This window comes from Arthrobacter sp. NQ7 (assembly GCF_029581595.2).
Lineage (GTDB): Bacteria > Actinomycetota > Actinomycetes > Actinomycetales > Micrococcaceae > Arthrobacter > Arthrobacter phenanthrenivorans_B.
This window is the reverse complement of the sequence record NZ_JARFXU020000007.1, coordinates 145645-170475: the sequence shown is the minus strand read 5'-3', so window position 1 is coordinate 170475 and position 24831 is coordinate 145645. Positions and strand designations below refer to the sequence as shown.

At 66.9% G+C, this 24831-nt stretch carries 26 protein-coding genes; 9 read left to right on the top strand and 17 right to left on the bottom strand.

Annotation, left to right across the window (positions count from 1 at the left end):
- The first annotated feature begins 362 nt into the window (after positions 1 to 362).
- Complete coding sequence (locus tag PUN71_RS10455; protein WP_277798337.1) at positions 363 to 1622, top strand: glycoside hydrolase family 1 protein; 1260 nt, start codon at positions 363 to 365, stop codon at positions 1620 to 1622.
- A gap of 54 nt (positions 1623 to 1676) precedes the next feature.
- Here PUN71_RS10455 and PUN71_RS10450 read toward each other — a convergent pair whose 3' ends face one another.
- The 4 genes from PUN71_RS10450 to PUN71_RS10435 form a co-directional block, all read right to left on the bottom strand.
- Positions 1677 to 2504 (bottom strand): nucleoside hydrolase, encoded by an 828-nt coding sequence (locus PUN71_RS10450; RefSeq protein ID WP_277798336.1) that lies wholly within the window; start codon positions 2502 to 2504, stop codon positions 1677 to 1679.
- A 75-nt stretch (positions 2505 to 2579) separates the two neighbouring features.
- Complete coding sequence (locus tag PUN71_RS10445) at positions 2580 to 3017, bottom strand: universal stress protein (protein WP_043449868.1); 438 nt, start codon at positions 3015 to 3017, stop codon at positions 2580 to 2582.
- 30 nt (positions 3018 to 3047) lie between these two features.
- Positions 3048 to 3338 (bottom strand): metallothionein, encoded by a 291-nt coding sequence (locus tag PUN71_RS10440; protein WP_502860463.1) that lies wholly within the window; start codon positions 3336 to 3338, stop codon positions 3048 to 3050.
- 91 nt (positions 3339 to 3429) lie between these two features.
- Positions 3430 to 4152 (bottom strand): AAA family ATPase, encoded by a 723-nt coding sequence (locus PUN71_RS10435; protein WP_277798334.1) that lies wholly within the window; start codon positions 4150 to 4152, stop codon positions 3430 to 3432.
- 104 nt (positions 4153 to 4256) lie between these two features.
- On the opposite strand from PUN71_RS10435, the gene PUN71_RS10430 reads away from it, so the two are divergent.
- The gene (locus PUN71_RS10430; RefSeq protein WP_277798333.1) at positions 4257 to 4562 is read left to right on the top strand and encodes a hypothetical protein; all 306 of its coding nucleotides are present in this window, start codon (positions 4257 to 4259) and stop codon (positions 4560 to 4562) included.
- Here the strand turns inward: PUN71_RS10430 and PUN71_RS10425 are convergent.
- Positions 4547 to 5296 (bottom strand): GAF and ANTAR domain-containing protein, encoded by a 750-nt coding sequence (locus tag PUN71_RS10425; RefSeq protein ID WP_277798332.1) that lies wholly within the window; start codon positions 5294 to 5296, stop codon positions 4547 to 4549. The genes PUN71_RS10430 and PUN71_RS10425 overlap by 16 nt on opposite strands.
- A 102-nt stretch (positions 5297 to 5398) precedes the next feature.
- Between PUN71_RS10425 and PUN71_RS10420 the strand changes: the two genes are divergently transcribed.
- Positions 5399 to 6952: a carboxylesterase/lipase family protein gene (locus tag PUN71_RS10420; protein WP_277798331.1), complete on the top strand. Its 1554-nt coding sequence runs from the start codon at positions 5399 to 5401 to the stop codon at positions 6950 to 6952.
- Here the strand turns inward: PUN71_RS10420 and PUN71_RS10415 are convergent.
- From PUN71_RS10415 to PUN71_RS10405, 3 genes are all read right to left on the bottom strand, one after another.
- Positions 6927 to 7370 (bottom strand): SRPBCC family protein, encoded by a 444-nt coding sequence (locus PUN71_RS10415; protein WP_277798330.1) that lies wholly within the window; start codon positions 7368 to 7370, stop codon positions 6927 to 6929. The two genes, PUN71_RS10420 and PUN71_RS10415, sit on opposite strands and share 26 nt — an antisense overlap.
- 70 nt (positions 7371 to 7440) lie before the next feature.
- Complete coding sequence (locus PUN71_RS10410) at positions 7441 to 9090, bottom strand: amidohydrolase (RefSeq protein WP_277798329.1); 1650 nt, start codon at positions 9088 to 9090, stop codon at positions 7441 to 7443.
- On the bottom strand, positions 9083 to 10537 hold the full coding sequence (locus tag PUN71_RS10405; protein WP_277798328.1) for an APC family permease: 1455 nt from the start codon (positions 10535 to 10537) through the stop codon (positions 9083 to 9085). Before PUN71_RS10405 ends, PUN71_RS10410 begins: the two co-directional genes overlap by 8 nt.
- A gap of 155 nt (positions 10538 to 10692) precedes the next feature.
- Here PUN71_RS10405 and PUN71_RS10400 point away from each other — a divergent pair, with 155 nt between their 5' ends.
- Positions 10693 to 11301: a TetR/AcrR family transcriptional regulator gene (locus tag PUN71_RS10400; RefSeq protein WP_277798327.1), complete on the top strand. Its 609-nt coding sequence runs from the start codon at positions 10693 to 10695 to the stop codon at positions 11299 to 11301.
- Here PUN71_RS10400 and PUN71_RS10395 read toward each other — a convergent pair.
- The 5 genes from PUN71_RS10395 to PUN71_RS10375 form a co-directional block, all read right to left on the bottom strand.
- On the bottom strand, positions 11267 to 11521 hold the full coding sequence (locus PUN71_RS10395; protein WP_277798326.1) for a hypothetical protein: 255 nt from the start codon (positions 11519 to 11521) through the stop codon (positions 11267 to 11269). The two genes, PUN71_RS10400 and PUN71_RS10395, sit on opposite strands and share 35 nt — an antisense overlap.
- Positions 11522 to 11542: 21 nt before the next feature.
- Positions 11543 to 12034 (bottom strand): RpiB/LacA/LacB family sugar-phosphate isomerase, encoded by a 492-nt coding sequence (locus PUN71_RS10390; protein ID WP_277798325.1) that lies wholly within the window; start codon positions 12032 to 12034, stop codon positions 11543 to 11545.
- Positions 12031 to 13785: a dihydroxyacetone kinase family protein gene (locus PUN71_RS10385; RefSeq protein WP_277798324.1), complete on the bottom strand. Its 1755-nt coding sequence runs from the start codon at positions 13783 to 13785 to the stop codon at positions 12031 to 12033. The genes PUN71_RS10390 and PUN71_RS10385 overlap by 4 nt, the downstream gene beginning before the upstream one ends.
- A 70-nt stretch (positions 13786 to 13855) precedes the next feature.
- Entirely contained in the window at positions 13856 to 14629 is a 774-nt protein-coding gene (locus PUN71_RS10380) for an SDR family NAD(P)-dependent oxidoreductase (protein ID WP_277798323.1), read from the bottom strand.
- A gap of 93 nt (positions 14630 to 14722) precedes the next feature.
- The gene (locus tag PUN71_RS10375; protein ID WP_277798322.1) at positions 14723 to 15547 is read right to left on the bottom strand and encodes a sugar phosphate isomerase/epimerase family protein; all 825 of its coding nucleotides are present in this window, start codon (positions 15545 to 15547) and stop codon (positions 14723 to 14725) included.
- Positions 15548 to 15735: 188 nt separating this feature from the next.
- Here PUN71_RS10375 and PUN71_RS10370 point away from each other — a divergent pair, with 188 nt between their 5' ends.
- The 5 genes from PUN71_RS10370 to PUN71_RS10350 all read left to right on the top strand — a co-directional run bounded on the left by PUN71_RS10370 (position 15736) and on the right by PUN71_RS10350 (position 20365).
- Positions 15736 to 17073 carry an MFS transporter gene (locus tag PUN71_RS10370; protein WP_277798321.1) on the top strand — a complete coding sequence of 446 codons (1338 nt, stop codon included), beginning with the start codon at positions 15736 to 15738 and terminating at the stop codon, positions 17071 to 17073.
- Positions 17074 to 17109: 36 nt separating this feature from the next.
- Positions 17110 to 18021, top strand: a complete 912-nt coding sequence (locus PUN71_RS10365) for a transketolase (protein ID WP_277798320.1) — start codon at positions 17110 to 17112, stop codon at positions 18019 to 18021.
- A complete protein-coding gene (locus PUN71_RS10360; protein WP_277798319.1) occupies positions 18018 to 19043 on the top strand; it encodes a transketolase family protein in 1026 nt (341 codons plus the stop codon). Before PUN71_RS10365 ends, PUN71_RS10360 begins: the two co-directional genes overlap by 4 nt.
- Positions 19044 to 19160: 117 nt before the next feature.
- Positions 19161 to 19820: a GntR family transcriptional regulator gene (locus tag PUN71_RS10355; RefSeq protein WP_043449907.1), complete on the top strand. Its 660-nt coding sequence runs from the start codon at positions 19161 to 19163 to the stop codon at positions 19818 to 19820.
- A 95-nt stretch (positions 19821 to 19915) separates the two neighbouring features.
- Positions 19916 to 20365, top strand: a complete 450-nt coding sequence (locus PUN71_RS10350) for a transferase (protein WP_277798318.1) — start codon at positions 19916 to 19918, stop codon at positions 20363 to 20365.
- A 34-nt stretch (positions 20366 to 20399) separates the two neighbouring features.
- On the opposite strand, the gene PUN71_RS10345 is transcribed toward PUN71_RS10350, so the two are convergent.
- The 4 genes from PUN71_RS10345 to PUN71_RS10330 are packed head-to-tail and all read right to left on the bottom strand — an operon-like array spanning position 20400 to position 24830.
- Positions 20400 to 21452, bottom strand: coding sequence for a LacI family DNA-binding transcriptional regulator (locus PUN71_RS10345; protein ID WP_277798317.1), 1053 nt, complete (start codon positions 21450 to 21452; stop codon positions 20400 to 20402).
- A complete protein-coding gene (locus tag PUN71_RS10340) occupies positions 21452 to 22936 on the bottom strand; it encodes a glycoside hydrolase family 1 protein (RefSeq protein ID WP_277798316.1) in 1485 nt (494 codons plus the stop codon). The genes PUN71_RS10345 and PUN71_RS10340 overlap by 1 nt, the downstream gene beginning before the upstream one ends.
- On the bottom strand, positions 22933 to 23844 hold the full coding sequence (locus PUN71_RS10335) for a carbohydrate ABC transporter permease (RefSeq protein ID WP_277798315.1): 912 nt from the start codon (positions 23842 to 23844) through the stop codon (positions 22933 to 22935). Before PUN71_RS10335 ends, PUN71_RS10340 begins: the two co-directional genes overlap by 4 nt.
- Complete coding sequence (locus PUN71_RS10330; protein WP_277798314.1) at positions 23841 to 24830, bottom strand: carbohydrate ABC transporter permease; 990 nt, start codon at positions 24828 to 24830, stop codon at positions 23841 to 23843. Before PUN71_RS10330 ends, PUN71_RS10335 begins: the two co-directional genes overlap by 4 nt.
- Position 24831 lies beyond the last annotated feature (1 nt).

Here is a 24831-nt window from a genome sequence, read left to right as displayed (position 1 = left end):
TCGATGGCCAGCGTGATGCTGCTGGTATCGGCTTTGGCGGAGGCCTGGCTGGATCCGCCGCCGCAGGCGGCCAGGGAGCCGATCAGCAGGGCACCGGTCAGGACGGCAGCGCTGCCGCGTGCGGTGGTGGTCAGGAGTTTCATGTGCTGCGCCTTCGCATTCTTCTATGACTGCAACGGAAAGAAATCAGTGGGGCCGGAGGTGCCCGGCTCCCTTCAAGAATCAGCCGGGGCTGCCTGCACCAAACATGACAATGTCATTGATTGAAAAGGTATTGTGGCGGCGGTCACGCCGACCGACAGGATGGAGGGGAAGGCAGCGAAGCCTGGGACGCCGAGCGCGTCCATCACGAAAGGAACCCCATGACCAACCCGTTCCCCCGCGACTTCCTCTGGGGCGTGGCCACCGCAGGCCACCAGGTGGAAGGCAACAACGTCAACAGCGATACCTGGTTCCTGGAGCACCTGCCCGGAACGATCTTCGCCGAGCCCTCCGGGGATGCGGTGGACCACTACCACCATTACCGGGAGGACATCGCACTGATCGCCGGCCTCGGCTTCACCAGCTACCGCTTCTCCATTGAGTGGGCCCGGGTCGAACCGGAGGAAGGCCACTTTTCCGTGGCCGAACTGGACCACTACAAGCGGGTCCTGGAGGCATGCCGCGACCATGGCCTGGCTCCCGTGGTCACCTTCCACCACTTCACGTCACCCCTGTGGCTCCTGCGCCGCGGCGGCTGGGAATCCCCGGAAACCCCGGAACTCTTCGCGCGCTATTGCGGACGGGTGATGTCGCACCTGGGTGACCTGATCGGCGTCGCCTGCACCCTGAACGAGCCCAACCTGCCCTGGCTGCTGGAGTCCTTTGGCATCGGCGGCGAAGCGCCGGAGAACCGCGGTTCCGTGCCCGTATGGGCCGCGGCCGCGGAGCGCCTGGGCATCGGCGCAGCGGCTGTCGCCCCCTTCCAGTTCTGCTCCACGGAGGAGGGCTTCCAGGTGAAACTGGCGGCACACCGCGCCGCCACGGCAGCCATCAAGGCGCACCGCGCCGACCTCCCGGTGGGATGGACGCTCGCCAACTCTGACATCCAGGCCATCCCAGGCGGCGAAGAACTGGCAGCCCGGGTGCGCCGGGACGTCAACGAACGGTTCCTGGAGGCATCGCGGGGGGACGACTTCGTGGGCATCCAGACCTACGGCCGGACCGTCTATGGCCCGGACGGCCACGCCCCGGCGCCGGAAGGAGCGCCCACCAACCAGATGGGGGAGGAAATCTACCCGCAGGCCCTGGAGGCCACCATCCGCGAGGCCCACCGGATCGCCGGCATCCCGGTCATCGTGACCGAGAACGGTCTGGCCACCGAGGATGACACCCAGCGCGTGGCCTACCTCAAGGCAGCGGTCGACGGCGTGGCCTCCTGCCTTGCCGACGGCATCGACGTGCGCGGCTACATCGCCTGGACGGCCTTCGACAACTTCGAGTGGATTTTCGGCTACCGGCCCAAGTTCGGCCTGATCGCCGTCGATCGGACAACCCAGGAACGCACGCCGAAGGAAAGTGCGCACTGGCTGGGCAGCTTTGCCCGGGAGCACACCCTGGCCGGGGCTGCGCAGCCGGCCTGACAACAGCGAATGGCCCGGACCTCCCTTGGAGATCCGGGCCATTGTCCTTGCCTGCTACTGATGCAGCCGCAGCTTCGCGAGGAAGTCCGCCATGATCAGCCGCGTATCCACCGAGGTGTAGGTCCGGCGGGACGGCCCCGCAGCCGTTTCGGTGAACGCCGAGGTGACGTCGTCCAGGCCGGTCACCACCAGGGGTGCGCTGTCGCCGAGGCACCACAGCGGCCCGAACTTCACGAAGTCCGGCACGCGAAGGCTGTTGAAGTGCTTCCACAGCCACTCGCCGGCAGGTCCCCCATTCCTGAAGGCGTGGTCGAGTTCCGCAACCGAGGCCACCACCTGCCGGTACGTTTCGGCGGGGAACTGCCAGACCGCCAGTTCCTGGTGTGACAGTACGAAGTCCGCAGCGGCGGGATCCGTGCAGTAGTTGTACTCCTCGTTGTTCCGGGCAGCTCCACCCACCCAGGCCAGTGTCAGCCACGGGGCAATGCCTGGATCCAGCAGGAGTGCGTCGGCAACATTGGTGAGGGGACCGGCGCACACCAGGATCAGGGGCAGCCCACCCGCGGCCCTGGCGGCGCCAATGATCGCGTCCGCCGCAGCGGAGTTCCTCGGCTGCCCGGTAAAGGGGCTGTCCGGTCCGGCATGCACCGCAGATTCGGGGTGCTCCAGCACCCGGAGCAGCTCCCCGGCAAGACCAGCGCCCCGATGGGCCATCCCCTCGGGCGGCCCGAACATCGGGTTGGTCAGGGAGCTGGTGACGCCGACGATCCTGTTGGCGGGCGACAACGCATGGTGGGCCAGTGCAAGAAGGCCGTCAGGGTCGCTGGCCCAGTCATTATCGATAACCACCCGGCACCGGGGTGCAATCCGAATCAAGTCCATTTTGCAAGCGTCGCAGCGCCCGCAGAATCACGGGACCGCACATTCCATTCACCGAAAGGCGGAAGTGTGCCGCCGTTAGTGCGTGTCCGGTTCCCGGATCACCAGGACGGGGCAGTGCGCGTGATGGATGGTCTGGTGGGAGACCGACCCGAGCAGCATTCCAGTGAACCCGCCATGGCCGCGGGAGCCGACCACCACCAGGTCCGCATCGCGGGACGCATCAATCAGCGCCGAGGCCGGGTTGCCCTCCACGATGCGGCCGGTGATGGCCACGCCCCGGTCCTTGACGCGTTCCAGCTCCGCTTCGAGGATGGCCTGGGCGTCTTTCTGGAAGATGTCGTAGTCCCAGGCTGTGCCCATGGCGTCGCTGACATAAGGGAAATTCCAGGCCGTCAGGGCCTGGATTTCGCCTGTGCGCAGCCTGGATTCCTCAACCGCCCAGTCCATTGCGGTGCGTGACTGCTCGGAACCGTCCACCCCCACCACTATCCGGAAAGTACCGCTACCGGCCACAGTTCCTCTTTTCCTGGTCCGCGCTTGCCGTCACTGCCGGCCCTGGCCGGTGGAAGTGCCCTGCTCCGGTACGGCCACGGTTGAATGCTCCGGCTGGGCCGCCCGGTGCGGGTTTCCCGCCTCCCTGGCACAGTGCAGGCAGCAATAGATGCCTGCTTCGCTTTCCACGGGATGGCCCAGGATCCGGCAGCCGCAATGCTCGCAGGCAGGAGCCATCATGTGGATTGCGCACTCGAAGCTGTCGAACGTGCCGCTCTGGTTCCCCATGCTGACTGTGAACATCCGGCCCTCGCTGCTGCCGCAAACGTCGCATCCGCCCATCGTCTCCGCCTCCTGTTGAAACGCCTGTTCCCGACACTCAAGTTGACCGCCGGGGCCGCTCAACTGCCTAGGGGCGAAGGTCCTCCCGGGCCTAAAAGTGCCGGAGGTACCGTTCGGGTGAGTCCATGAAGCTCCGCCAGGCGGCGACGAGTTCCAGTTCCTCCCAGGACCGGGCCCGGAGTCCCCAGGGTCCGACCTCAAGGATGGTGGCCCCGGGAAGTGCCGCCAACAAAGGGGAATGGGTGGACATCAGCACCTGCGATTTCCCGTCTGCGAGGCGTTCCTTGAGGACGGACAGAAGGCCCAGGCAACCGGAAAAGGACAAGGCGGATTCCGGTTCGTCCAGTACCCACAGGCCGGGCCCGGCGAACCGGTCGGCTGCCAGCTGCAGGAAGGACTCCCCGTGGGACATGTCATGGAAGGGGATGTCCGGCCTGGAGGTGCTGGGGTTGTTTTCCAGGTACGTGTAGAAGCCGTGCATGGTCTCAGCCCGGAGGAAATAGCCGCGGCGGGTTGCTCCCGCGTTCCGGATGAGCTGGAGATGGTCGCCAAGGATGGATTCGCTGCGCCGCGTAACGTGGCGGGCACCCGTGGACCCGCCCTCGGGCGAGAGCCCGTAGGCGAGGGCCACCGCTTCCACCAGGGTCGATTTTCCCGAGCCGTTCCCGCCTACCAGGATGGTGGCTGGGCCGAGGTCGAGGCCCTGGTCGAGGACCTGCAAAACCGGCGGAAGGACCGCTGGCCAGCGCGAGCGGTCCAGCACGTTTCCGGGGTCTTCTCGCAACCGCCGGACCGGGTATGCGCTCAGGGCCATGGCTCCATCCTTCCAGCAGGAATTAATCCGCACGGCTCCCATCCGCCCCGGGTCCCGCTCCGAATCCCAACTGTACGAGTCCACGACGAGCCTAGGACGGGACGATGGATGACCTGGACCAGCAGGCCCTCACGGCCGCTGTCATCAAGGAACATGGGCTGGACCTCGCGCAGGTGTGGATGGAGTTTGTCGCACTGGGCGGGGATGCCTCCGAACAACTCATTCGCGACTACTGCGCCGGCGAGGCCACTCTGTCGCCGAAGGAGCGGGATGCCTTGGCCCAGGCGGTAAACGAACACTGCGCCACCGAGGGCCTTCCGCTCCGCGCTCCGCTCAGCGACTCCGACCTTGTCCTTTTGCAGCCGGAACAGCGTGACCCTGACTGCAAGGGGCCTTACTCGTCGAAGTAGGTGAAGGTGTCCGTGGCGCCGGCCACGGATTCGACCACGGCGGCAGCAACCTCGCGGAGCTTCATGTTCCTGCTGTTGGAGGCGTCGCGCAGCAGCTTGAAGGCTGCCGCCTGGCTGCACCGGTTTTGCGCCATGATCGCGCCCGTGGCCAGGTCGATCACCGTCCGCGTCTGCATGGCAGCGCTCATGCCTTCCTTGGTTTCCTCAAGTTTCAGCATGCGCAGCGCCAGTTTCAGTCCCTTGGAGGCCTGCCGCACAAACCCTTCGGCCATGTTGATCCCGCCACTGCCAACGTCAACAGGCTGTGGGCAATAGAACGTCAAGACACCCCGGGCGTCCTCCTCAAGCACGGCCGGGATGCTCAGCACCGAGAGGAACCCCTGCCTGCGTGCAGCCCGGACGTACTCCGTCCAGCGCTGCTCCCGCCGCAGGTCCGGAACCAGGACAGTGCCGGCCGTCCGCATGGCCGTCAGTCCCGGACCGTCCCCGTACGTGGACTCCAGCCGGGCCATCCCCAGTCCGGGTTTGCTGCCGGCAGTCGCCGCCGGCTTCTTGGGCCGCAGTACCGTGATTTCACAGCAGCAGGGATGGTCCGCAGAGCCGAGCCGGGTCGCGGCATAGGTTGCCAGACCTTGAAGGAACGCCTCGACCTCAGGGTTCTGCAGGAACGACTCCTGGAGATGGAGGGCAACGTCTGCGAAGTCCCCGTCTTCGGGGACGCCGGGATTGTGCACCGGTCTTACCTCCCGGACATTGGTTAAAAGCCACAACATTGCGGCCGCCCACTGCCGAACGGTGATGCCAGCCTACCTGTGCGGAGGCCTTACTCTGGCAACATGACGCGCCTCTCCATCCCGGCCGGGTCCCTGCAGGGGAATTCCTTGCAGGCCGAAGGGACAACGGTCCACCGCTTCCTGGGCATCCCCTACGCCGCATCGGTATCGGGCACCAACCGGTTCCGCCCGCCCGCGCCGGTTCCGCCCTGGGACGGAGTGCTGGATTGCACCGTTCCCGGACCCGCGGCACCCCAGAACCCCGAGTCACCCGCCCCGCCCGGAACTTTGCCGCGCAGCTGGAGCGAGGAGGGCTGCCTCCACCTCAACATCTGGACGCCGGGCACGGGTGGTCCGGCGAGGCCGGTGATGGTCTGGATCCACGGCGGCGCCTTCCTCATGGGCGCCAACAGTGACGGCATGTACGACGGCGCCCGGCTCGCCGCGGCGGCCGGCGCAGTGGTGGTTGGCATCAACTACCGGCTTGGCGCCCTGGGCTTCCTGCATCTGGCGGAACTGCTGGGCCCGGAGTTCGCGGACTCATCGAACCTTGCCCTGCTTGACCAGCTGGCGGCACTGCGCTGGATCCGGCACAACATCGTGGCGTTCGGGGGCGACCCGGAGAACGTGACTGTCTTCGGCGAGTCAGCAGGCGCCGCAGCCGTCGGCACCCTGCTGGGGATGCCGGCGTCGGAAGGCCTCTTCCGCCGGGCCATCATGCAGAGCGGCACCGCCGAACGCTGCCGCCGCCCGGAGGATTCGGCACGCGTCAGCTCGCTCTTCCTCGAGCTGTGCGGCTTGTCGCCGTCCTCCGCCGCCGAACTGCTCAATCTCCCGGTGGAGCGGCTGCTGGCCGCGCAGCAGGACCTTGAGCGGCGTTTCGCCGCTGAATCCTTCGCAGTCCCGCTGCCGTTCCAGCCGACGGCCGGGACACCGTCGCTTCCCGCTCCGCCGCTGGAAAGTATCCGCAACGGACTCAACGGCGGGGTGGACCTGCTGATCGGGACCAACCTCAACGAGGGTTCGTTCGCCGTCGAAATGCGCCCGGCCATTGCCGGTGACCCGGACTTTCCGGACCGCGCCGCGGCAACCCTTGCCGGCGCCGGAGTGCCGGCGGCCGCAGCATCCGGCTACGCCGAGGCACTGGCCGGGGTGATGGGCCGGGAACCCAGCGGCAAGGAACTGCTGGAGGCCTCGATCGCGGACTCCCTGTACCGCCAGCCGAGCAACCGGCTGCTGGATGCCAGGAGCCTCGCGGCCCGGAACGGAGCCGGCGGAAGGAACTTCGCCTACCTGTTCACCTGGCGCAGCCCGGCCATGGGCGGCAAGCTCGGCGCCTGCCACGCGCTGGAGATCCCGTTCGTCTTCCGGCACCTTGATGCTCCGGAAGCCGCCTTCCTCACCAGGGGCCGGGCTCCCCGGGCGCTGGGCGATACCATGAGCCTCGCCTGGGCATCCTTTGCCCGCGACGGACGGCCCCAGCCGCCGGCATGGCCGGAGTACGGCGCGGAGCGGAGCACCCTGGTCCTTGACGAGGACGTCCGGGTGGAAGCCGACCCACGCCGCGGAATCCGGGAGTTTTTCGCCGCCGTCAGCCCGCTGCTGCCAGCTGGTTGAGCTTGTCCCGGATCCCGTTCAGGGCGGGATCGCGCAGGGACATGAATGCGGGCTTCAGGAGCGGCTGGATGATCTTGGCCGGCCCGTGGATGCTGAACTCCGCCGTGTACTTCACCACCGAGCCCGTCCCGTTGGGGCTGACATCGATCGAGTCGAAGGCAGCCACGGTTTTGTTCTCGCCCCGCAGCTTGATGTGGTTGCCGGTCAGCTCAATGACTTCGTATTCCAGGGACTGGCGCTTGCCCCGGAACTCGGACTCGGCATGGTACCGGTGGCCAACAGCCACAGGGCCCGGGGTGAGCTTATCCATGACAGGGGTGTTCGGATCCCACTCACTGGTGTTCTCGAACTCGCTCAGGAAGGCGAAGGCCTTCTCTGCGGACAGGTTGGTTTCCACACTTCCGGTGACTGTGATCATCGTCCCAGTCTAGGAAGGGGTCCGCTGGAAGCCCAGCCCCGGGAACGGGGCCGGGCCATCCCGGCGGAAGCTAGCCGGTGACGCCGACGGCAAGATGCTGCAACTGCCCGTCCACGACGGTGGCCAGCACCTGCCCGCGCGCCAGCTCGTCAGGCGCTGCGGCCAGCGGATCAACGTCCAAAATCGTGAAGTCAGCGCACTTGCCCACCGCAAGCGACCCCGCCTCCGCCCACTCCCCTGCTGCTTTTGCGGCATGGGAGGTGTAGCCTTCCAGCGCCTGCCGGGCGCTGAGGGCCTGGCCGGGGGCGATCGGCTGCTCGTCGGTATGGCCGGACCGCCGCCGCAGCTGGGCGTCCGCGAGGATCGGCAGGGGTTCAAACGGCGCCACCGGCCAATCCGAACCAAGCGCGAGCGTTACGCCCGCGGACCGGAGGTCCGCGCACCGCCAGCCGCGGTCCGCGCGCTCCTTGCCCAACCGGGTGGACCAGTTGTCGGTCTGGTCCGCGCGGGAGTAATGGGTGCAATGGCTGGGTTGCATGCTGGCGATCAGGCCTGATTTTGCGAACCTCTCGATGATGCCGTCCGGAACCGTTTCGATATGCTCGATCCTGTGCGGTGCCCGGGCCATGTGCGCCGGAAGATCCTCAAAGGCCGCCACCACCGCGGCCACGCCGGCGTCCCCGATGGCATGGGTGGCGGTGGGGATGCCCCGTTCGGCAAAGAACCTGACGGCCCGGGCATATTCCTGCGGACGCGGCCAAAAAGGTGCAACGGACTGGCCGTAGATATCCGGCTCGAAGAGCCAGGCCGTGCCGTTATCCACGGTTCCGTCCACGAACAGCTTGATCCCTGCCACCTTCCACCGGGAGCCGCGGACGTTTTCCACCTGGCCGGCGAGCCGCTGCCAGTCGGCGTCCCCGCTGCCCGGCATGCACCACGGCGATACCCGCACCCGCACCGGCAGTCCCCTACCGGCTGCGGCCAGGTCGTTTTCGAGGGCCGCAAGGAGCTCCAGGGTTCCTTCCCCGCAGTCCATGACATGGATGCCCGTCAGGCCGGCGCGGGAAAACGACTCGAAGACTTCGCCCAGCCGCTCCTTCCGTTCCTGGAAGGTTTCCGTCGGCATGAGCGTCAGGACCAGGTCCAGTGCGGCGGCCTCCAGCAGGAGCCCGGTGGGCCTGCCACTGCCGTCGCAGACCACTTCTGCGGCCTGGTCGAAGTGCCGTGGTCCCGAGATTCCGGCCAGTTCCAGCGCTGCCGTGCTGGCGAGGGCTGAGTGGGCATCGAACAGGCGGATCAGCGCGGGCCTGCCGCCGACGACGTCGTCGATCAGCTCCCGGTGGGGCGGCACGGACCCGAACGCGTTGGGATCAAGCCCCCAGCCGCGGACCCAGCCGCCCGGCGGGGTGGCCTCCGCTTCCGCCCGCAGCATTGCGCGGACGACGGCGAGGTCCGTGATGCCGGAGAGGTCGCAGCCCCGCGTCATGTCCAGGCCCATGACGGGGTGGACGTGGCAGTCCACCAGGCCGGGCGTGAGGACCGCCCCGCCAAAATCGATGACTTCCGATTCACCCCAGGAGCGGGCCTCGTCCCGCGTCCCGATCGCCTGGATGCGTCCGTCGCGTACCGCTATGGCCTGTGCTGAGGGCCCGCCGCGCGTTTCATCCATGGTGTGGACCGTGCCGGCGAGGATGATCAGGTCCGGGTTGATGTCATTCATGGGTTTCAAAGCTTCCAATTCGGTCGAAAATTGCTGGACGGCGTCGGCGCACCCACCGCGCGGCCAGCAGGCCGGCGGCGAACACCACGGGCGTTACAAGGATCAGGATGGTGTTGGTCAGCGGGTCCGCGGCGGTGAGGAGTTCAATGTTCACCGCGATCAGCAGGACGACGCCGAAGAGCAGGATGGCGGAAACCAGGCTGAGCGGGGCAAGGATTTTGTTGCGGGCAGCGGAGGGATTCCGGCGGAGGTAGAGGAACGCGGCCACGGACACGAGCCCCTGCAGGCCAACGATGCCGAAGATCCCCGGCGTGTTTACCCAGATCAGGAGCTGCTGGTAGGGGTCCGCGTTGAGGACGGCGCAGATGGTGATGACCACGGCCGCCAACAGGGTCTGCAGCTGTCCGGCGCGGTGCGGCGAGCGGAACCGGTGGTGGGTCCGGCCCAGGAATGCGGGCAGGATGCCGTCCTTTGCCAGCATGTAGACGTAGCGGTTGATGGCGTTGTGGAACGCCAGTTGTGAGGCGTAGACGCTCGTGACGATCAGGACGTACATGGCAGTTTCTGCCCAGGGTCCCACGTAGTGCCCGATGGCCTGGAAGAACATCCCGCCGGACAGTTCCCCGGCGGCTTCCACCACCTGGTCGTCCCCGAAGGCCTGGATGACGGCCCAGACGATGAAGGCGTAGAACACGGACATGAAGCCCACCGCGATGTACATGGCCCGGGGAACGGACGTATCCGGGTCGCGGGCTTCGGAGCGGTACAGCACCGTGGATTCGAACCCCATGAATGCGGCGAAGCAGATGCCCAGGATGGCCAGGACGCCGGGCCCGAAGGCCTGCCCGGGGCTGAAGGATCCCATGCTGATGCCGTGCGCGCCGCCGCTTCCCAGGATGCCTGCGCCCATGACGCCGAGGATGCCGGTCTCTGCTACCAGGAGCACGCCCAGGACCTTGGCGCCGACGTCGATGCCCCGGTATCCCAGGAACCAGACGGCAGCGACGGCGGCAAGGGCGACCGCGGGCCATGGCACGTCGAGTCCGAAGAGGACCTGCAGCATGTCGTGCGTCTGGACGGCAAAGAGGCCGTAGACGCCGATCTGCAGGCAGTTGTAGGAGATGATCGCAAGGATGGCTGATGCCAGGCCCGCGGTCTTTCCCAAAGAAATCGAGATGTAGGTGTAGAAGCCGCCGGATGCCTTCACGTGGCGCGTCATTGCCATGAAGCCGATGGCGAAGAGGGTCAGGACGATGCCGGCCAGGAGGTAACCGGCCGGGGCGCCGATGCCCGCGACTCCGATCGCCACCGGGGCTACGCCTGCCATCACTGTCAGGGGTGCCGCGGCTGAAATCACCAGGAAGGCGATGCCTCCGGTGCCCAGCGCGTTGCGTTTGAGTGCGCCGTCGGGGGACGGCGGTTTTGGTCGGGTTTTGGTAGCAGGCATGGCGTGGTCCTTTCCTGGGAGCCCACTTAAACGAAAGGCTTTCGTTTAGTATGGGACTAAGTGGTCCGGAGCACAATAGGTTTCCCGTGACGGCGGGTAATGTTTCCGGCAGTTAGGCTGGACCCGATGTCCAAGAGCTGCAGTCAGGAGAACCGATGGGCCGCCCGCCCCTCCCGTTGATTTCGGTGGAGGCCCTCACCTCGGCCGCACTCGAACTGGTGGACCAGACCGGTGATTTCAGCTTTCCCAAGCTCGCCAAGAGAATTGGCGTCAGCCAGTCCTCCATCTACAACCATGTCAGCGGCCGGGACGAGATTCTGGAACTGCTGAGGCACCGGATCATTACCGAGGAACCGTATCCGCCGGTGGACCACCAGGATTGGGAAGCGGCCCTGCGGGTCCTCATCCGCGCGTACAGGGATGCGTTCGCCCGTCATCCGCGGCTGGCACCCCTGATGGTGCTGCAGTCCATCACCGACCCGGAAGTCATCGGGCTCTATGAGGACCTCGCACTTGCGCTGGAAGCCGCGGGTTTCAGGGGCCGGGACGTGGTGGCGGCGATTTCGACCATTGACAGCTTTGCCTTGGGCGCGGCACTCGACCTTGCCGCCCCGGAGGTCGTCTGGGACCCCCCGGCCGACGGTTATCCCGCGTTGAAGCGTGCATTGGGCTTTTCCGGCCCGCCATCGGAACGCGGCGATCATGCCTTCGATTTTGGGCTGGATGTGATTATTGCGGGGTTGCGGGCGAAGCTGGCGGGCTGACCCGCAGTGCCGCCCGCATCCGGGGCTGGATCCACACCTGGTACCCCTCGGCGGCGGTGAACAGCTCCCTGTGGCCGGCGGCGTCGGCGGCCAGCCACAGGGCAGCCGGGTTCGGCATGGCGTCATCCACCACGCCGGCCCGGACAAGGGTGCAGTTCCGGCGGATCTCCACCGGAACGCCGATCAGCCGGGTCCAGCTGGAAGAGGGGTAGGGCTTCATGGCATTCCCCCGGGTGTCCGGCTAGCAGGACTCGAAGTCGGTAAGGACCTTCACTTTGCCGGCTGACGCCGACGACGGATCGAACGTGTAGCCGATCCACTCCTTCGCCAGCCGGCGGGCCAGCTCGATCCCCACGACGCGCTGGCCCATGGTGAGCACCTGGCAGTCGTTGGAAAGGATTGAGCGTTCCACGGAGAAGGAGTCGTGCGCGGCGGTGGCGCGGATTCCTTCCACCTTGTTCGCGGCGATGGCCACGCCGATTCCGGTGCCGCAGAAGAGAATGGCGCGGTCCGCTGCGCCGTCCCGGATCATTTCCCCGGCGGTGATGCCGACATACGGGTACGGCCTGGTGAAGTCATCCGGCGCATCGGTGCGGTTCACCCCGATGTCGATGACTTCGCTGACGCGCGGATCCTGCCGCAGGTCCGCGAGGACCTTGTCCTTGTAGTCCACGCCGGCTTCATCCGCGCCGACTATGAGCCGCAGCCCCATGGTGTGTCCTTCCGTTGTCATTGCTTTGCTCCCGCCGGTGCGGCTGCGCTCGTGGTGGAGGTGGTGAAGTGCGGTCCCATGACGGCGAAGACCATCGCCAGGGACGTGGCGCCCGGGTCCGGGGCGCCCAGGCTCTTTTCGGCGAGGGGGCGTGCCCGGCCCTTGAGCGGAAGGAGGTCCGCCGTGGCTGCCGCCGCGGCGGCGGATTCCTGCGCAGCGGTTTCCCAGGCGAGGACCGGTGCAACCCCGGCGGCCAGTTCCCGGCTGAAGGCGGCGGCGAAGGGCAGCAGGGCGTCCACCATGGTCTTGTCGCCGGTTTCGGCCTTTCCCAGCTGCACGATCCGGTCCGCGAAAGCGGTCACGGCCGCCGCGAGGGCTGCACCTTCCGGCGCGGCGCTGTTTCCCACGGTTTCACCGAAGGCGCGCAGCCCGGCCCCCCACAGGACACCGGAGGTGCCGCCAGCCTTGTCGGCCCAGGCGTCGCCGGCTGCGGCCAGCACGTCGCCGGCCCCTGCGCCCTCGCCAAGTGCCGCGGATGCGGCGGCTGCGGCGGCGTCCACTCCACGGACCATGCCGCGGCCGTGGTCCCCGTCGCCTGCGATGGCGTCCATCCGTCCGAGCCGTTCCTCGGCGTCGTGCAGCGAAGCCCGGGCCGCGCCGATCGCGGCGAGGCAGGCTTCGGCATACCGGCGGGAGGCGTCCGTGGCGACGAACTCCGCCGCGGAAGCGCCGCCGTCGGACGCTTCTTCCCCGGCGGCAGCGCCCGCCGACGTGGTCACGGCGCCCCGGCGGTAGGCAGGGGTTTCTGCCGGAGCTGTCCAGAGCGGTTCCAGCTCTTCGTCCAGCCACGTCACCGTCAGCGAGACGCCGGCCATGTCCAGGCTGGTGACCAGTTCCCCCACTTCGGGCATGACCAGGGTGTAGCCGGCGGCGCGGAGCAGCGGTGCCACGGTTCCCCAGAGGACGAAGAGCTCCTCGTGCTTGGTGGATCCCAGGCCGTTGAGGATGACGGCGATCCGCTTGCCGGCGTTGGCGGGGGTCTCGGAAAGAACCCGGGCAACCAGTTCCCGGCCCAGCTCCTTGGCGGACGGAAGGTCCGTGTCGCGGAGGCCGGGCTCGCCGTGGATGCCCAGGCCCAGGCCCATCTGTCCGTCCGGGAGCGTGAACAGCGGTGATTCGGCGCCGGGGAAGGTGCACCCGGCGAACGCACTGCCGATGGTGCGGGTGAGGTCATTGGCCTTACGGCCCAGACGGACCACCTCGGCCAGGCTGTCGCCCCGCTCGGCGGCCGCACCCATCACCTTGAAGACCGTGAAGTCACCGGCAATGCCGCGGCGCTTGGCGGATTCCGACGGCGGCGCGCTGGCGATGTCGTCCGTCACCAGGACGTTCTCCACGGCGATGCCCTCGGCGGCCAGGCGCTCGCTGGCCATGCCGAAGTTCATCACGTCACCCGCGTAGTTGCCGTAGGTGAACACGACGCCGGCCCCGGACTCTGCGGCCTTGGCCATCGAGTAGGCCTGCTGGGCGGACGGCGAGGTGAAGATGTTGCCCACCACCGCGCCGTCGGCGAAGCCCGTGCCGATGATTCCGGCGAAGGCCGGGTAATGGCCGGAACCACCGCCGGCAAGGACGGCGACTTTGGGCCGCGCCGGCCGGTAGCGGCGGACGGCACCGCCGGGGACCTGGCGGACCAGGTCCGAATGGACGTCGCAGAAGCCTGCCAGGGCCTCCTCGGCGAACTCTGAGGGGTCGTTGAAGATTTTGGTCATGGGAGGTTCTCCGGCGTCCGGGGTTCTGTCAGTGCTGGGGCTGTGGGTGGTGACTGGTGGCAGGTGGCTGCTAGTGCATGTGGCTTCCACCGTTGATGTCAACGGTGGTGCCGGTCAGGTAGGCCGAGTCCTCGGACGACAGGAAGGTGATGACGGAAGCGACTTCCTCGGTGGTGGCGTTGCGGCCCAGCGGGATGCCGGCGTTGATGGCGGCTTCCTGTTCCTCGGTGCTGCCCACGCGGATGTTGGTGTCCACGGCGCCGGGGGTGATGGCGTTGACGGTAACGCCGGTGGTGCCCAGTTCACGGGCCAGGGCCTTGGTGAAGCCCAGGATGGCTGCCTTGGCCGCGGAGTAGGGGACCTTGCCGAAGACGCCGCCGCCGCGCTGGGCGGAGACGGAGGACATGTTGACGATCCGGCCCCATCCGTTTTCGATCATGTCCGGCAGGAACGCCTTGGTCACCAGGTAGGTGCCGGTGGCGTTGACGTCCATGACCTTGTGCCACAGCTCAAGGGTGGTCTCCAGGAACGGGACGGGCGAGGTGATGCCGGCGATGTTGGCCAGGGCGCCGACGGGCGGGAGGTTGCCGGCTGCGACTTCGGCGGCGACGGCGGCCTGGGCGGCGATGACAGAGGCTTCGTTGGCGACGTCGATCTCATGGCCGAAGGCGGGGACGTTGAATTCGTTGCCGATTTCAGCGGCGACCTTGGCGGACTTTTCGCCGTCGAGGTCAAGGATGACGATGCCCCAGCCCTCACGGGCATAGCGGCGGGCGGTGGTGATGCCGATGCCGCGGTCGGAGGTGGCTCCGGTGAGGACGGCGGTGCGCTGGATGTTGGTCATGATGGTGCTCCTTGAATGTGTTTTTGTGGATCGATTGCTACGTATTTGTCGTTATGAGGCGTCAAAACGACATCTGCGGAGCAATCGATGGTGTTAGAGAAGGTCGGTGATGAAGCTTGCTGCCTTGGCGGCGGCGGCGGGGCGTTCGTCATTGGTGACGTCCCGGGTTTCCAGCTCGAGGGAGAAGTGGCCGGCGTAGCCGTCGGCGGCGAGCCGCTTCAGGCCGCCGGCGAAGTCGGCGTCCCCGTTGCCGATGCTGAGGTTGATGTTCCCCGGCACGGCGTCGCGGAGGTGGACGTGGCTGATGCGGCCCCGGTGCCGGTCCAGGTAGGCCTGGATGTCCTCGCCGGAGGCCACGATGTGGCTGAAGTCCATGACGATTCCGACGCCGGATCCTGCCAGCCGGTCCGCAAGCAGTCCCGCGCGTTCCAGGTTCCAGCAGAAGCGCAGGAAGTGCAGGGATTCCGTCCAAAGTTCGACGCCGAACTCCGCCGCCCGCCGCCCGGCACCAATGAGCTGGGCGGCAACGAGGTCCAAGTCCTCCTCAACGCTCCGGACCGGGGTGTGGTCCAAAGCGCCGCACGGCAGAACCAGTGCCTTCGCACCGATATTGGCGGACAAGGTCAGCAGGGCCTCCAGGTGGCGCTCCCGCGCTGCCTGCGCATCGGCGTCGAGCACCCTGTTCAGGTCCCCGATGTCGCCGTTCACGGAACGGACGCGGAGCCCGGACGCGTTGACTTCAGCCGACACCGCCTCGACGGCAGCGGCATCCAGCCCGTACGGAACGTGGTCGCAGACGCCGGGCAGGGCACCGAGGTCGATTTCCTCAACGCCCAGGCCCTTCATGGTGCGCAGCGCACTGGCCAGGTCCTGGTGCCGGAAGCTGATGGATGAGCATCCAAGTCTGGAATGGAACATCATTGATCCTCTGGGTCGTGCCGGGCTGTAGTGATGGGCACCACAATATCTTCGTTAACTGTCAACAGTCAACTCCAAAAGTCGACTGTTGACAGTGAGAATGATGTGGGTCACACTGGAGCGTATCCAGTTTGTTAACAGTCGACAGCGGCCGTCGTTCTGCAGCCGCTCTTCGAAAGGGAACCACCATGAGCAAAGATGCTCTGACCATGCGCGGTCCGGTCCACGGCACCAAGGACGCCAGGCGAGTTGCCATTGGATCCGGCGTGGGGGCCGTCATCGAGACCTATGACTTCATCGGCTTCGGCACCGCTGCCGCACTGTACTTCGGCACCGCCTTCTTCCCCGGGAGCGATCCCGTCACGGGGACCCTCGCCTCCTTCGCCACCCTTGGCGTCGGCTTCGCCGCCCGCCCCCTGGGCGGCATCATCGGCGGCCACCTGGGTGACAAAGTGGGCCGCAAGCCGGTCCTCGTCTCCTCGCTGATCCTGATGGGGCTGGCCACCTTCGCCATCGGCCTGCTCCCCACCTACGCAGCCGTCGGCCTCCTCGCCCCCGCGCTCCTCGTCTTCGTCCGCATCGTCCAGGGCCTCGCCTTCGGCGCGGAATGGGGCGGCGCCATCCTGATGAGCTACGAGCACGCGCCGTGGAAGGCCAAGGGCAAGTACACCGGCATCGTCCAGGCCGGCTTCCCCGTGGGCCTGCTGCTGGCCAACCTGACCTTCCTGGCGAGCGCCGGCCTGGGCAACGAACTGGCCTGGCGCATCCCGTTCCTGGCCAGCATCGTGCTGGTGATCGTGGGCCTGATCATCCGCTCCAAGGTTCCCGAGTCCCCCGTGTTCGATGAGGTGAAGGACAGCGGCACCATCGTCAAGGCACCCATCGTGGAGGTCATCAAGACGGACTGGCGCAACATCGTCAAGGGCATCGGCCTGCGCATCGCCGAGACCGCCGGTTACGCCGTTTCGATCACGTACATGATTTCCTACATCAACAGCCAGCACCTCGCGGACAAGACCCAGACCCTGGTCGCCCTGTGCATCGCCTCCGCCATCGGCATTGTCGCCACCCAGGCCTGGGCTGCCCTGACGGACCGCATCGGCCGCCGCCCGCTGTACGTCTGGTCCACCGCCTTCGCGGCCCTGTTCGCCATTCCGATGTTCCTGCTGGTCAACACCGGCCTGTTCATCGCCATCATCCTGACCATCGTGATCTCCTACGCGGTCTGCCAGAACTCCCTCGCCGGCGCACAGGGCGCCTGGTTCCCCGAGCTTTTCCAAGCCAAGACCCGCGCGTCCGGTGCCAGCCTCGCGTACCAGATCTCGGCCATGGTCTCCGGCTTCACCCCGTTCATCACCACCCTCCTGTTCGTCAGCTTCGGCTGGATGGGCCCGGCCCTGCTCTTCGGCGCCTACGCCCTGATCGGCCTCTGGGCGGCCGTCGCCACCCGCGAAACCTGGGGCAAGCGGGAACGGGAACTGGCTGATGAGGCGACCAAAAGCACCCCGAACACCGTCAACGCCTGAATGACCACCACGTACAAAACGACCACGGAGCCAGCAATGCCTACAGATACCGTCCAGGACGCCACCCCGCAGGGACCCGCACTGCAGAATGCGGTGACTCCGGAACGGCTGGAGAAGATCAGCGCCGCCGCGTACCGGATCCGGCACCACGCCCTCAACATGGGCGAGGTGCAGGGCCAGGGGTACGTGGGCCAGGCGCTGGGCGCAGCCGACATGCTCGCCACCGTCTACGGGGACCAGCTGCGGTTCCGCGCCGAGGACCCGCACTGGGAAGCACGCGACCGGTTCCTGCTGTCCACCGGCCACTACGCGATCGGCCACTACGCCGCCCTCGCCGAAGCCGGAATCGTCCCGGTGGAGGAACTGGAGACCTACGGATCGGACGACTCCCGGCTGCCGATGTCCGGCATGTCCACCTACACCCCCGGCATGGAAATCTCCGGCGGCTCCCTGGGCCACGGCCTGACCATCGCCGTCGGCATGGCACTGGGACTGCGCTACCAGGGCTCGAACGCCCGCGTCTTCAACTTCCTCTCCGACGGCGAACTGGACGAGGGCTCCACCTGGGAAGCGGCCATGGGTGCGCACCACCACCAACTGGGCAACCTCACCGCCATGGTGGACATTAACGCCCTGCAGGCCGACGGTAAGACCGCCACGGTGCTCCGCACCGAACCGATCACCGAAAAGTGGGAATCCTTCGGCTGGTACACCCAGCGCGTGGACGGCAACGACGTCGCCGCCCTGCTGGCAGCGTTCGACAACGCAGCCGCCCAGGCCGCCGCCGTCGGACGCCCCTCCGTGATCCTGTGCGACACCAAGGTGGGCCGCGGCGTTCCGCTGCTGGAAAACCGCGAAAAGGCGCACTTCATGCGCATCGAAGAAAACGAATGGCAGATCTGCCGCGAGCAGCTCACTGCCGGCTACGAAGGAAAGGCTTCAGCATGAGCACCACCACCGAGGCCCCGGACACCGCAGCTGCTGCGGCAGGCAAGCCGAAGCTAAAGACGTCGGCGATGATCGCATCGTTCGCCGACCCCGGGCAGAAGACCTCCTCCGCGCCGTTCGGGCACGCACTGGTGAAGGCCGCGCAGGAAAACGACAGGATCGTTGGCCTGACCGCGGACCTGGGCAAGTACACGGACATGCACATCTTCGCCAAGGCCTTCCCGGAGCGGTTTTTCCAGATGGGCATGGCCGAGCAGCTGCTCTTCGGCGCAGCCGCCGGCCTGGCCGAGTCCGGCCTGGTGCCGTTCGCCTCCACCTACTCGGTGTTCGCCGCCCGCCGCGCCTACGACTTCCTGTGCCTCGACGCCGCGGAACCGAACCTGAACGTCAACATCGTGGGTGGCCTGCCGGGCCTGACCACCGGCTACGGCCCCAGCCACCAGGCCACCGAGGACATGGCGATCTTCCGCGGCATGCCCAACCTGACCATCGTTGACCCCTGCGACTCGATCGACATCGAACAGGCCGTGCCGCAACTCGCCGCCTCGGAGGGCCCCACCTACCTGCGCCTGCTGCGCGGCAACGTGCCCACCGTCCTGGACGAGTACGACTACACGTTCGAGCTCGGCAAGGCCAAGGTGCTGCGCGGCGGCAACGACGTGGTGTTCATTTCCTCCGGCCTGATGACCATGCGCGCCCTCCAGGCGGCAAAGGCCCTGGCGGCACACAACGTGGACGTCGCCGTCGTGCACACGCCCACCATCAAGCCGTTCGACGCCGAAACCGTCCTCAAGGAGGTCAACACCGACCGGCTCGCCGTCACCCTGGAAAACCACTCCGTGGTGGGCGGCCTGTTCGAAACCGTGGCTTCCGCCGTCGTCACCGCCGGCGTGGGCAAGCGCGTGGTGCCCGTGGCACTGCCGGACCAGTTCCTGGATGCCGGCGCCCTGCCCACGCTGCACGACCGGTACGGCCTCGCCGTCGACCGCATCGTGGCCAAGGTCCTCGCCGAACTCGGCTAAGGAGCACCAATGCAGAAAGCACGGCACCGGTCCCAGGCCGGAGCCGTGCTTTCTGCCGTAGTATCGAAACCACTACCGACTGTAAACAGTCGACTTATGACATTGAGGACAGAAGCCATGGCCGGACTCACCGCCCCGCTGCTGGGACTGGAAAAGAAAAGCCTGCGCGAGCAGGCACTCTCCGCGCTGCGGACCGCCATCACCAGCGGCGAACTGGAACCTGGCCGGCACCTGGTGGAAACAGAATTGTCCGAGATGCTCCAGATCAGCCGCGGCACCCTGCGCGAAGCCCTCCGCCAGCTGGAGCAGGAAGGCCTGCTGTCCGCCGGACCCCGCGGCCGCCTGTCCGTCCGCCACTTGGACGAAAAGGAAATCCGGGACATCTACGCCGTCCGGGCCGCCCTTGAATCCCTCGCCGCCCGGACCCTGTGCGAACTCCCGGACCGGCAGCACGTCACCGAGTCGCTGCACAAGGCGATCGACGCCATGACCGATGCCACCAGCGGAAGCCTGGAGCAACGTATCGAATCCGATCTCGAGTTCCACCGCACCCTTTGCCGCCTCACCGGCAACGAAACCCTCCTTCACTCCTGGGAATCCCTCGAGGGCTCCATCCGGATGTCCATCATGTTCGCGGGCCTGGAAAAGGGCGTGAGCAACATGAGCGTGGACCGCCACAAGGACATCGTGGCCGCCATCGACACCGGAGACGCCGCCCTGGCCCGGAAGACGATCCTGGAACACATGGACACCGCGGCCGCGAACCTGGTGGCGTAGCTTTCCTGCGTCTGTCAAGCGTTTGGGAATCCCTGCGCACTCCCGGCCGTTAACCTACTGCGCGGTAAATAACCGCGGCGTTAACGAGGGATGATATGACCGCAAAGTTTGTGTCATTTGAGGACGACGCCGGCAAGGTCACCCGGTATGCCCGCCACGACAACGGCGGCGGGCTCATCGCCCCGGGAGCCATGGTGGCGGACAGCGCCAGGATCGGCCCCATGACCTACATCGAGCACGGCGCCAGGGTGGGGGCAGGGTGCCGGATCGGCCACGGCAGCTGGATCGACCGGGATGCCACCATCGGAGACCGGACTGTGATTGGTGACGGCGTCCGCATCGGCCGGGGCACGGTCATCGGCAACCGCGTGCACATCGGCAGCCACTCAAGGATCGGCTCGAGTGTCCTGATCGAGCACGGCGCCCACCTGGATACCGACAGCACCGTGCCAGACGGCAGCGAAGTCCTGGCCGGGGCGCACTCACGCCTGGCACCGGCACGGCACCGGCAGCACCGCAAAACCAAGGGCGGGCTGGCCGCCTAGGCACGGCCTAAAAAGCCCTGCGGGTCCTTGGCCACTAGGGAACGGAGCTTCCGCGCACCACCAGTTCCGCCGGATAAATAACCGGTTCCGGTGCTTCTCCGGGCTCCCCGATGGCTTCCACCAGAAGCTTTCCGGCTGCGGCCGCGATATCCGCCATGGGATGGGCCACTGTGGTGAGCCCCAGGCCATGCGCCGCCTGGATGGAGTGGTTGTCGAAGCCCACCACTGCGACGTCCTCCGGCACCCGCCGCCCCCTTCCGCGAAGAGTGTCCACGACCCCGAGCGCCATGAGGTCGGACGCAGCGAATATTCCGTCCACATCAGGCGACATGGCCAGCAATTGGGCCGCAGCATCGGCGCCGCCCGCCGTCGTAAAGTCCCCGTGGATGACGGGTCCGGGCTGGATGCCCGCTTCCCGTAGTCCCTGCAGCCAGCCGTCCAGGCGGTCGACGGCGGCCGTCATGTCAGTGGGGCCGGCAACAGTTGCCAACTTACGGCGGCCGGCGCCGGACAGGTGCCGCGCCGCCAGCCGGCCGCCCTCGACGTTGTCCAGGTCCACATAGGGAATCCCCGCGTCCGTGTCCCACGGCCTGCCGATGAAGACGGTGGGCAGCCCGGTGGCGCCCAGGGTCTCCACCCAGTCGTCGGCGCGGTGGTGGGACACCACGATCGCGCCGTCGACGTGTCCTCCACGCAGGTAGCGGAGGGTCCGCGCGGAGTCATCCCCGGCCCGGGACATGAGCAGCACCAACTGCAGGTCCGTATCGCGCAATGCTTCGTTGACTCCCATGATCACCGCGGCAAAGTACGGGTCCATCATGACCCTGGCGTCGGGTTCGGGGATGACCAGCGCCACGGATCCCGCCCGCCGGGTGACCAGGCTCCGCGCAGCACGGTTGGGGGTGTATCCCAGCGCCACAATCGCGGCGTCAACGGCCGCCTGGGCCTGTGCGCTCACCTTGGAGCCGCCGTTGATCGCACGGGATGCGGTGGAGCGGGACACCCCGGCGGCCGACGCCAGGTCCTCCAACGTAGGACTGGGCCGCCCTGCCCCTGCCGGGGCCGGGCGGCTGGAGTTTGCGTTCATTACACCGACAATACGACACCCCGGGCCGGCGGCGGGACGGGGTTGCTGCCCGCGGGAAGGGCGTTGCCGGATGCCACCGACGAGTACCACAGGGCGCTCGCTTTCGGAATCCGTTCCTGGGTGGGATAGTCCACCCGGACCAGGCCGAAGCGCTGGTGGTAGCCAAAGGACCACTCGAAGTTGTCCAGCAGTGACCACGCGAGGTATCCGCGGACGTCCACGCCGTCCGCAATGGCTCCGTGCACGGCGTCGAGATGGGCGGCGAAGAAGCCCAGCCGGTCCTGGTCGTCCACGAAACCCATGGCGTCGGGCACGTCCTCATAGGCTGCGCCGTTCTCGGTGACGTAGATCGGAATGCCGGCCGGTCCCGTGTACTCGGTTTGGAGTCGGTTGAGCAGGCGCCGGAGCCCTTCGGGCTGCACCTCCCAGCCCATTCCCGTGACAGGAAGGCCCCGGCGGACAGAGCGGGCGCCGTCGGCAGCCACGAACGGCGATGCCACCGCTCGGGTTGCCTGCCCCGGGACCGACGTCGTTTCCGGAGCTGCTTGCTCCTGGACGCCGGCCGGGTCCTTTGTGAGTGATTCACCGTGGTAGTAGTTGACGCCGAGCAGGTCCAGGGGTGTGGAAATCGACTCAAGGTCGCCGGCGTGCACCAGGTCCGCCATTCCCAGGTGCGCTACGTCTGCCAGGACGTCGGCCGGGTATTCGCCGCGGAACAGCGGGTCAAGGAAGATCCTGTTGAACTGCCCGTCAATCCGCCTCGCTGCATCCCGGTCGCTTTCGCTGCCGGGATCCCTCGGGTCGGCGACCGTCAGGTTCAGGGTGATGCCCAGGGAGGCCTCCGGGTCCCGGCGGCGGAGCTCCGCCGCTGCCAAGCCGTGGCCGAGCAGGAGGTGGTGCGCCGCAGCCAGGGCGGCCCGGGGTTCCTGCCGGCCCGGAGCGTGGATTCCTGCCGCGTAGCCCAGGAACGCCGAGCACCACGGTTCGTTGAGGGTGGTCCAGATGCGGACCCTGTCCCCCAGCACGCTATGCATATGGGCCGCGTACTCAGCGAAACGGTAGGCGGTGTCACGGTTGGCCCATCCGCCGTTGTCTTCCAGGGCCTGGGGCAGGTCCCAGTGGTAGAGGGTCAGCCACGGGGTGATGCCGGCAGCCAGCAGCTCATCCACCAACCGGGAGTAGAAGGCGATTCCCTCGGGATTGGGCTTAACGCCGTCAGGCATGCAGCGGGCCCAGGACGTGGAGAACCGGTAGGCCTTCATGTTCAGCCGGCCCATGAGCGACACGTCCTGCCGGTAGCGCCGGTAGTGATCGCAGGCCATGTCCCCGTTGTGGCCGTCCGCCACGGCACCGGGCAGCCGCGCGAACACATCCCAGATGGAGTCCCTCCGGCCATCGGCGTGTGCTGCGCCCTCGATTTGGTAGGCAGCTGTTGCCGTCCCCCAGAGGAAATCCTCCGGAAACGGACGTTGGGTGGAACTCATCCTTTGACTGCTCCTTGCATGATTCCGGATACGAGTTGACGGCCTGCCGCAATGAACAGCAGCAGGAGCGGGACGGTGGCCAGGACGGCGCCGGCCAGGACCACGGAGTAGTCCACGAAGTGGGCGGCCTGCAGCAGCTGCAGGGCCACCGGGAGGGTGGGGTTGGAGGGGTCAAGGACAATGAACGGCCAGAAGAAGTTTGTCCAGGTGGCCGCGAAAGTGAACAGTGCCAGCATGGCGGCGGCAGGGCGGGCTGCCGGGAAACCGATGTGCCAGAACGTCTGGATCATCGATGCGCCGTCCATCCGGGCGGCCTCGATAAGCTCGTCCGGCAGGGCGTCCCGAAGGTACTGCGTCATCCAGAACACCCCGAACGCGGTGACGAGGCCGGGGATGATGACCGCCCACAGTGAGCCCGTCCACCCCAGTTTGGACATCACGATGAACAACGGGACCACGCCCAGCTGGGTGGGGACCGCCATAGTGGCGATAACGAACACCAGCAGGGCCTTGCTGCCGCGGAAGCGGAGCTTGGCAAAGGCGAACCCCGCCAGGGTGGAAAATACGACGACGGATGCGGCCGTCACGCCGGAGACGATCAGGCTGTTGCCCATCGCCTTCCAGAACGGGATGCTGTCGAAGACCTTGGCCGCATTGGCCAGGAAGTTCCCGCCGGGAAGGAGCGGGATGCCCCGGCTGAGGACGGTGTTGTCATGGCTGCCCACCAGGAACGACCAGTACAGCGGAAAGATCGAAGCGAGCAGCACGGCACCGAGGAAGCCATAGGTGGCGAACCCCGGCCGGCGGGCGGCGCCGAAGCCTGTCCGGTGGTTCCCGCCGCCGCGCCGGGCTGCTGCCCTGGCCGCACCTTTTCCGGCAGTCTGTTCGATCATGGGAATGGAGCTCACTTGCGGCCTTCCTGGCTGGCGATGCGTTTGGTGATGACGAAGTTAAGCAGGGCAATCAGGACGATGATCAGGAAGAGCAGCCACGCCACCGCGGAGGCCCTGCCGAAGTTGCGCTGGCCCCAGCCGAGTTCCCACATGTACATGGTCAGTGTTTGCCACTGGCGGTCCGCCCCGCCCAGGCCGGACTGGTCAAAGACCCGGGGCTCATCGAAAATCTGGAGGCCGCCGATGGTTGAGGTGATCACCACGAAAATGATGGTTGGGCGAAGCATGGGTACTGTCACGGAGAAGAACTGCCGCAGCCTGCCGGCGCCGTCGATCGTGGCCGCTTCGAACACGTCACGCGGAATCGCCTGCATGGCAGCAAGGAAGATCAGGGCGTTGTAGCCCGTCCAGCGGAAGTTCACCATGGTGGCTATGGCGGCATGGCTTGCCACCGGATCGGAGTGCCACCGGACCGGGTCAAGCGCAAGCGCCTTCAACATCTCGTTGATCAGCCCGAACTGGTCGGCAAAGAGATTGTTGAAGATCAGCCCCACTGCCACGGGTGCCACGACGAACGGCACCAGCACCCCCATCCGCCAGAACGTCCTTGCCCGCAGGTTCGCGTCCAGCACCGCTGCGACCACCAGGGCCACGACTACCTGGGGAACGGAGGAGAGGATGAAGATGCTGAAGGTGTTGCCCACAGCGTTCCAGAAGTACGGCTGGGCCACCACGAAGGCGTAGTTTTCCAGTCCCGCGAACTTTCCCTGCCCGCCGATGAGGTTCCAGTTGTGCAGTGAAACCCAGGCCGTGTAGCCCAGCGGGAAGAGGCCCGTGACGGCGAACAGCAGGAAGAAGGGAGAAACGTAGAGGTACGGTGACAGCTTGAAGTCCCATTTGGAAACCTGCTGGGATAACGCGAGGCGCCGGACGTTTCCGCCGTCACGCCCCGTGCTGGGGCTGGGACCTGCGTGGCGCGTGACCCGGTCGGTGACTGCCATG

Coding starts and splice junctions, on each gene's coding strand:
- PUN71_RS10395 (WP_277798326.1), bottom strand. CDS start 11,521: ATGAAGCCCTACCCCTCTTCCAGCTGGACCCGGCTGATCGGCGTTCCG.
- PUN71_RS10330 (WP_277798314.1), bottom strand. CDS start 24,830: ATGGCAGTCACCGACCGGGTCACGCGCCACGCAGGTCCCAGCCCCAGC.
- PUN71_RS10455 (WP_277798337.1), top strand. CDS start 363: ATGACCAACCCGTTCCCCCGCGACTTCCTCTGGGGCGTGGCCACCGCA.
- PUN71_RS10430 (WP_277798333.1), top strand. CDS start 4,257: ATGGATGACCTGGACCAGCAGGCCCTCACGGCCGCTGTCATCAAGGAA.
- PUN71_RS10415 (WP_277798330.1), bottom strand. CDS start 7,370: ATGATCACAGTCACCGGAAGTGTGGAAACCAACCTGTCCGCAGAGAAG.
- PUN71_RS10385 (WP_277798324.1), bottom strand. CDS start 13,785: ATGACCAAAATCTTCAACGACCCCTCAGAGTTCGCCGAGGAGGCCCTG.
- PUN71_RS10345 (WP_277798317.1), bottom strand. CDS start 21,452: ATGAACGCAAACTCCAGCCGCCCGGCCCCGGCAGGGGCAGGGCGGCCC.
- PUN71_RS10375 (WP_277798322.1), bottom strand. CDS start 15,547: ATGTTCCATTCCAGACTTGGATGCTCATCCATCAGCTTCCGGCACCAG.
- PUN71_RS10365 (WP_277798320.1), top strand. CDS start 17,110: ATGCCTACAGATACCGTCCAGGACGCCACCCCGCAGGGACCCGCACTG.
- PUN71_RS10450 (WP_277798336.1), bottom strand. CDS start 2,504: ATGGACTTGATTCGGATTGCACCCCGGTGCCGGGTGGTTATCGATAAT.
- PUN71_RS10440 (WP_502860463.1), bottom strand. CDS start 3,338: ATGGGCGGATGCGACGTTTGCGGCAGCAGCGAGGGCCGGATGTTCACA.
- PUN71_RS10410 (WP_277798329.1), bottom strand. CDS start 9,090: ATGAATGACATCAACCCGGACCTGATCATCCTCGCCGGCACGGTCCAC.
- PUN71_RS10360 (WP_277798319.1), top strand. CDS start 18,018: ATGAGCACCACCACCGAGGCCCCGGACACCGCAGCTGCTGCGGCAGGC.
- PUN71_RS10370 (WP_277798321.1), top strand. CDS start 15,736: ATGAGCAAAGATGCTCTGACCATGCGCGGTCCGGTCCACGGCACCAAG.
- PUN71_RS10390 (WP_277798325.1), bottom strand. CDS start 12,034: ATGACAACGGAAGGACACACCATGGGGCTGCGGCTCATAGTCGGCGCG.
- PUN71_RS10340 (WP_277798316.1), bottom strand. CDS start 22,936: ATGAGTTCCACCCAACGTCCGTTTCCGGAGGATTTCCTCTGGGGGACG.
- PUN71_RS10405 (WP_277798328.1), bottom strand. CDS start 10,537: ATGCCTGCTACCAAAACCCGACCAAAACCGCCGTCCCCCGACGGCGCA.
- PUN71_RS10400 (WP_277798327.1), top strand. CDS start 10,693: ATGGGCCGCCCGCCCCTCCCGTTGATTTCGGTGGAGGCCCTCACCTCG.
- PUN71_RS10380 (WP_277798323.1), bottom strand. CDS start 14,629: ATGACCAACATCCAGCGCACCGCCGTCCTCACCGGAGCCACCTCCGAC.
- PUN71_RS10350 (WP_277798318.1), top strand. CDS start 19,916: ATGACCGCAAAGTTTGTGTCATTTGAGGACGACGCCGGCAAGGTCACC.
- PUN71_RS10435 (WP_277798334.1), bottom strand. CDS start 4,152: ATGGCCCTGAGCGCATACCCGGTCCGGCGGTTGCGAGAAGACCCCGGA.
- PUN71_RS10420 (WP_277798331.1), top strand. CDS start 5,399: ATGACGCGCCTCTCCATCCCGGCCGGGTCCCTGCAGGGGAATTCCTTG.
- PUN71_RS10355 (WP_043449907.1), top strand. CDS start 19,161: ATGGCCGGACTCACCGCCCCGCTGCTGGGACTGGAAAAGAAAAGCCTG.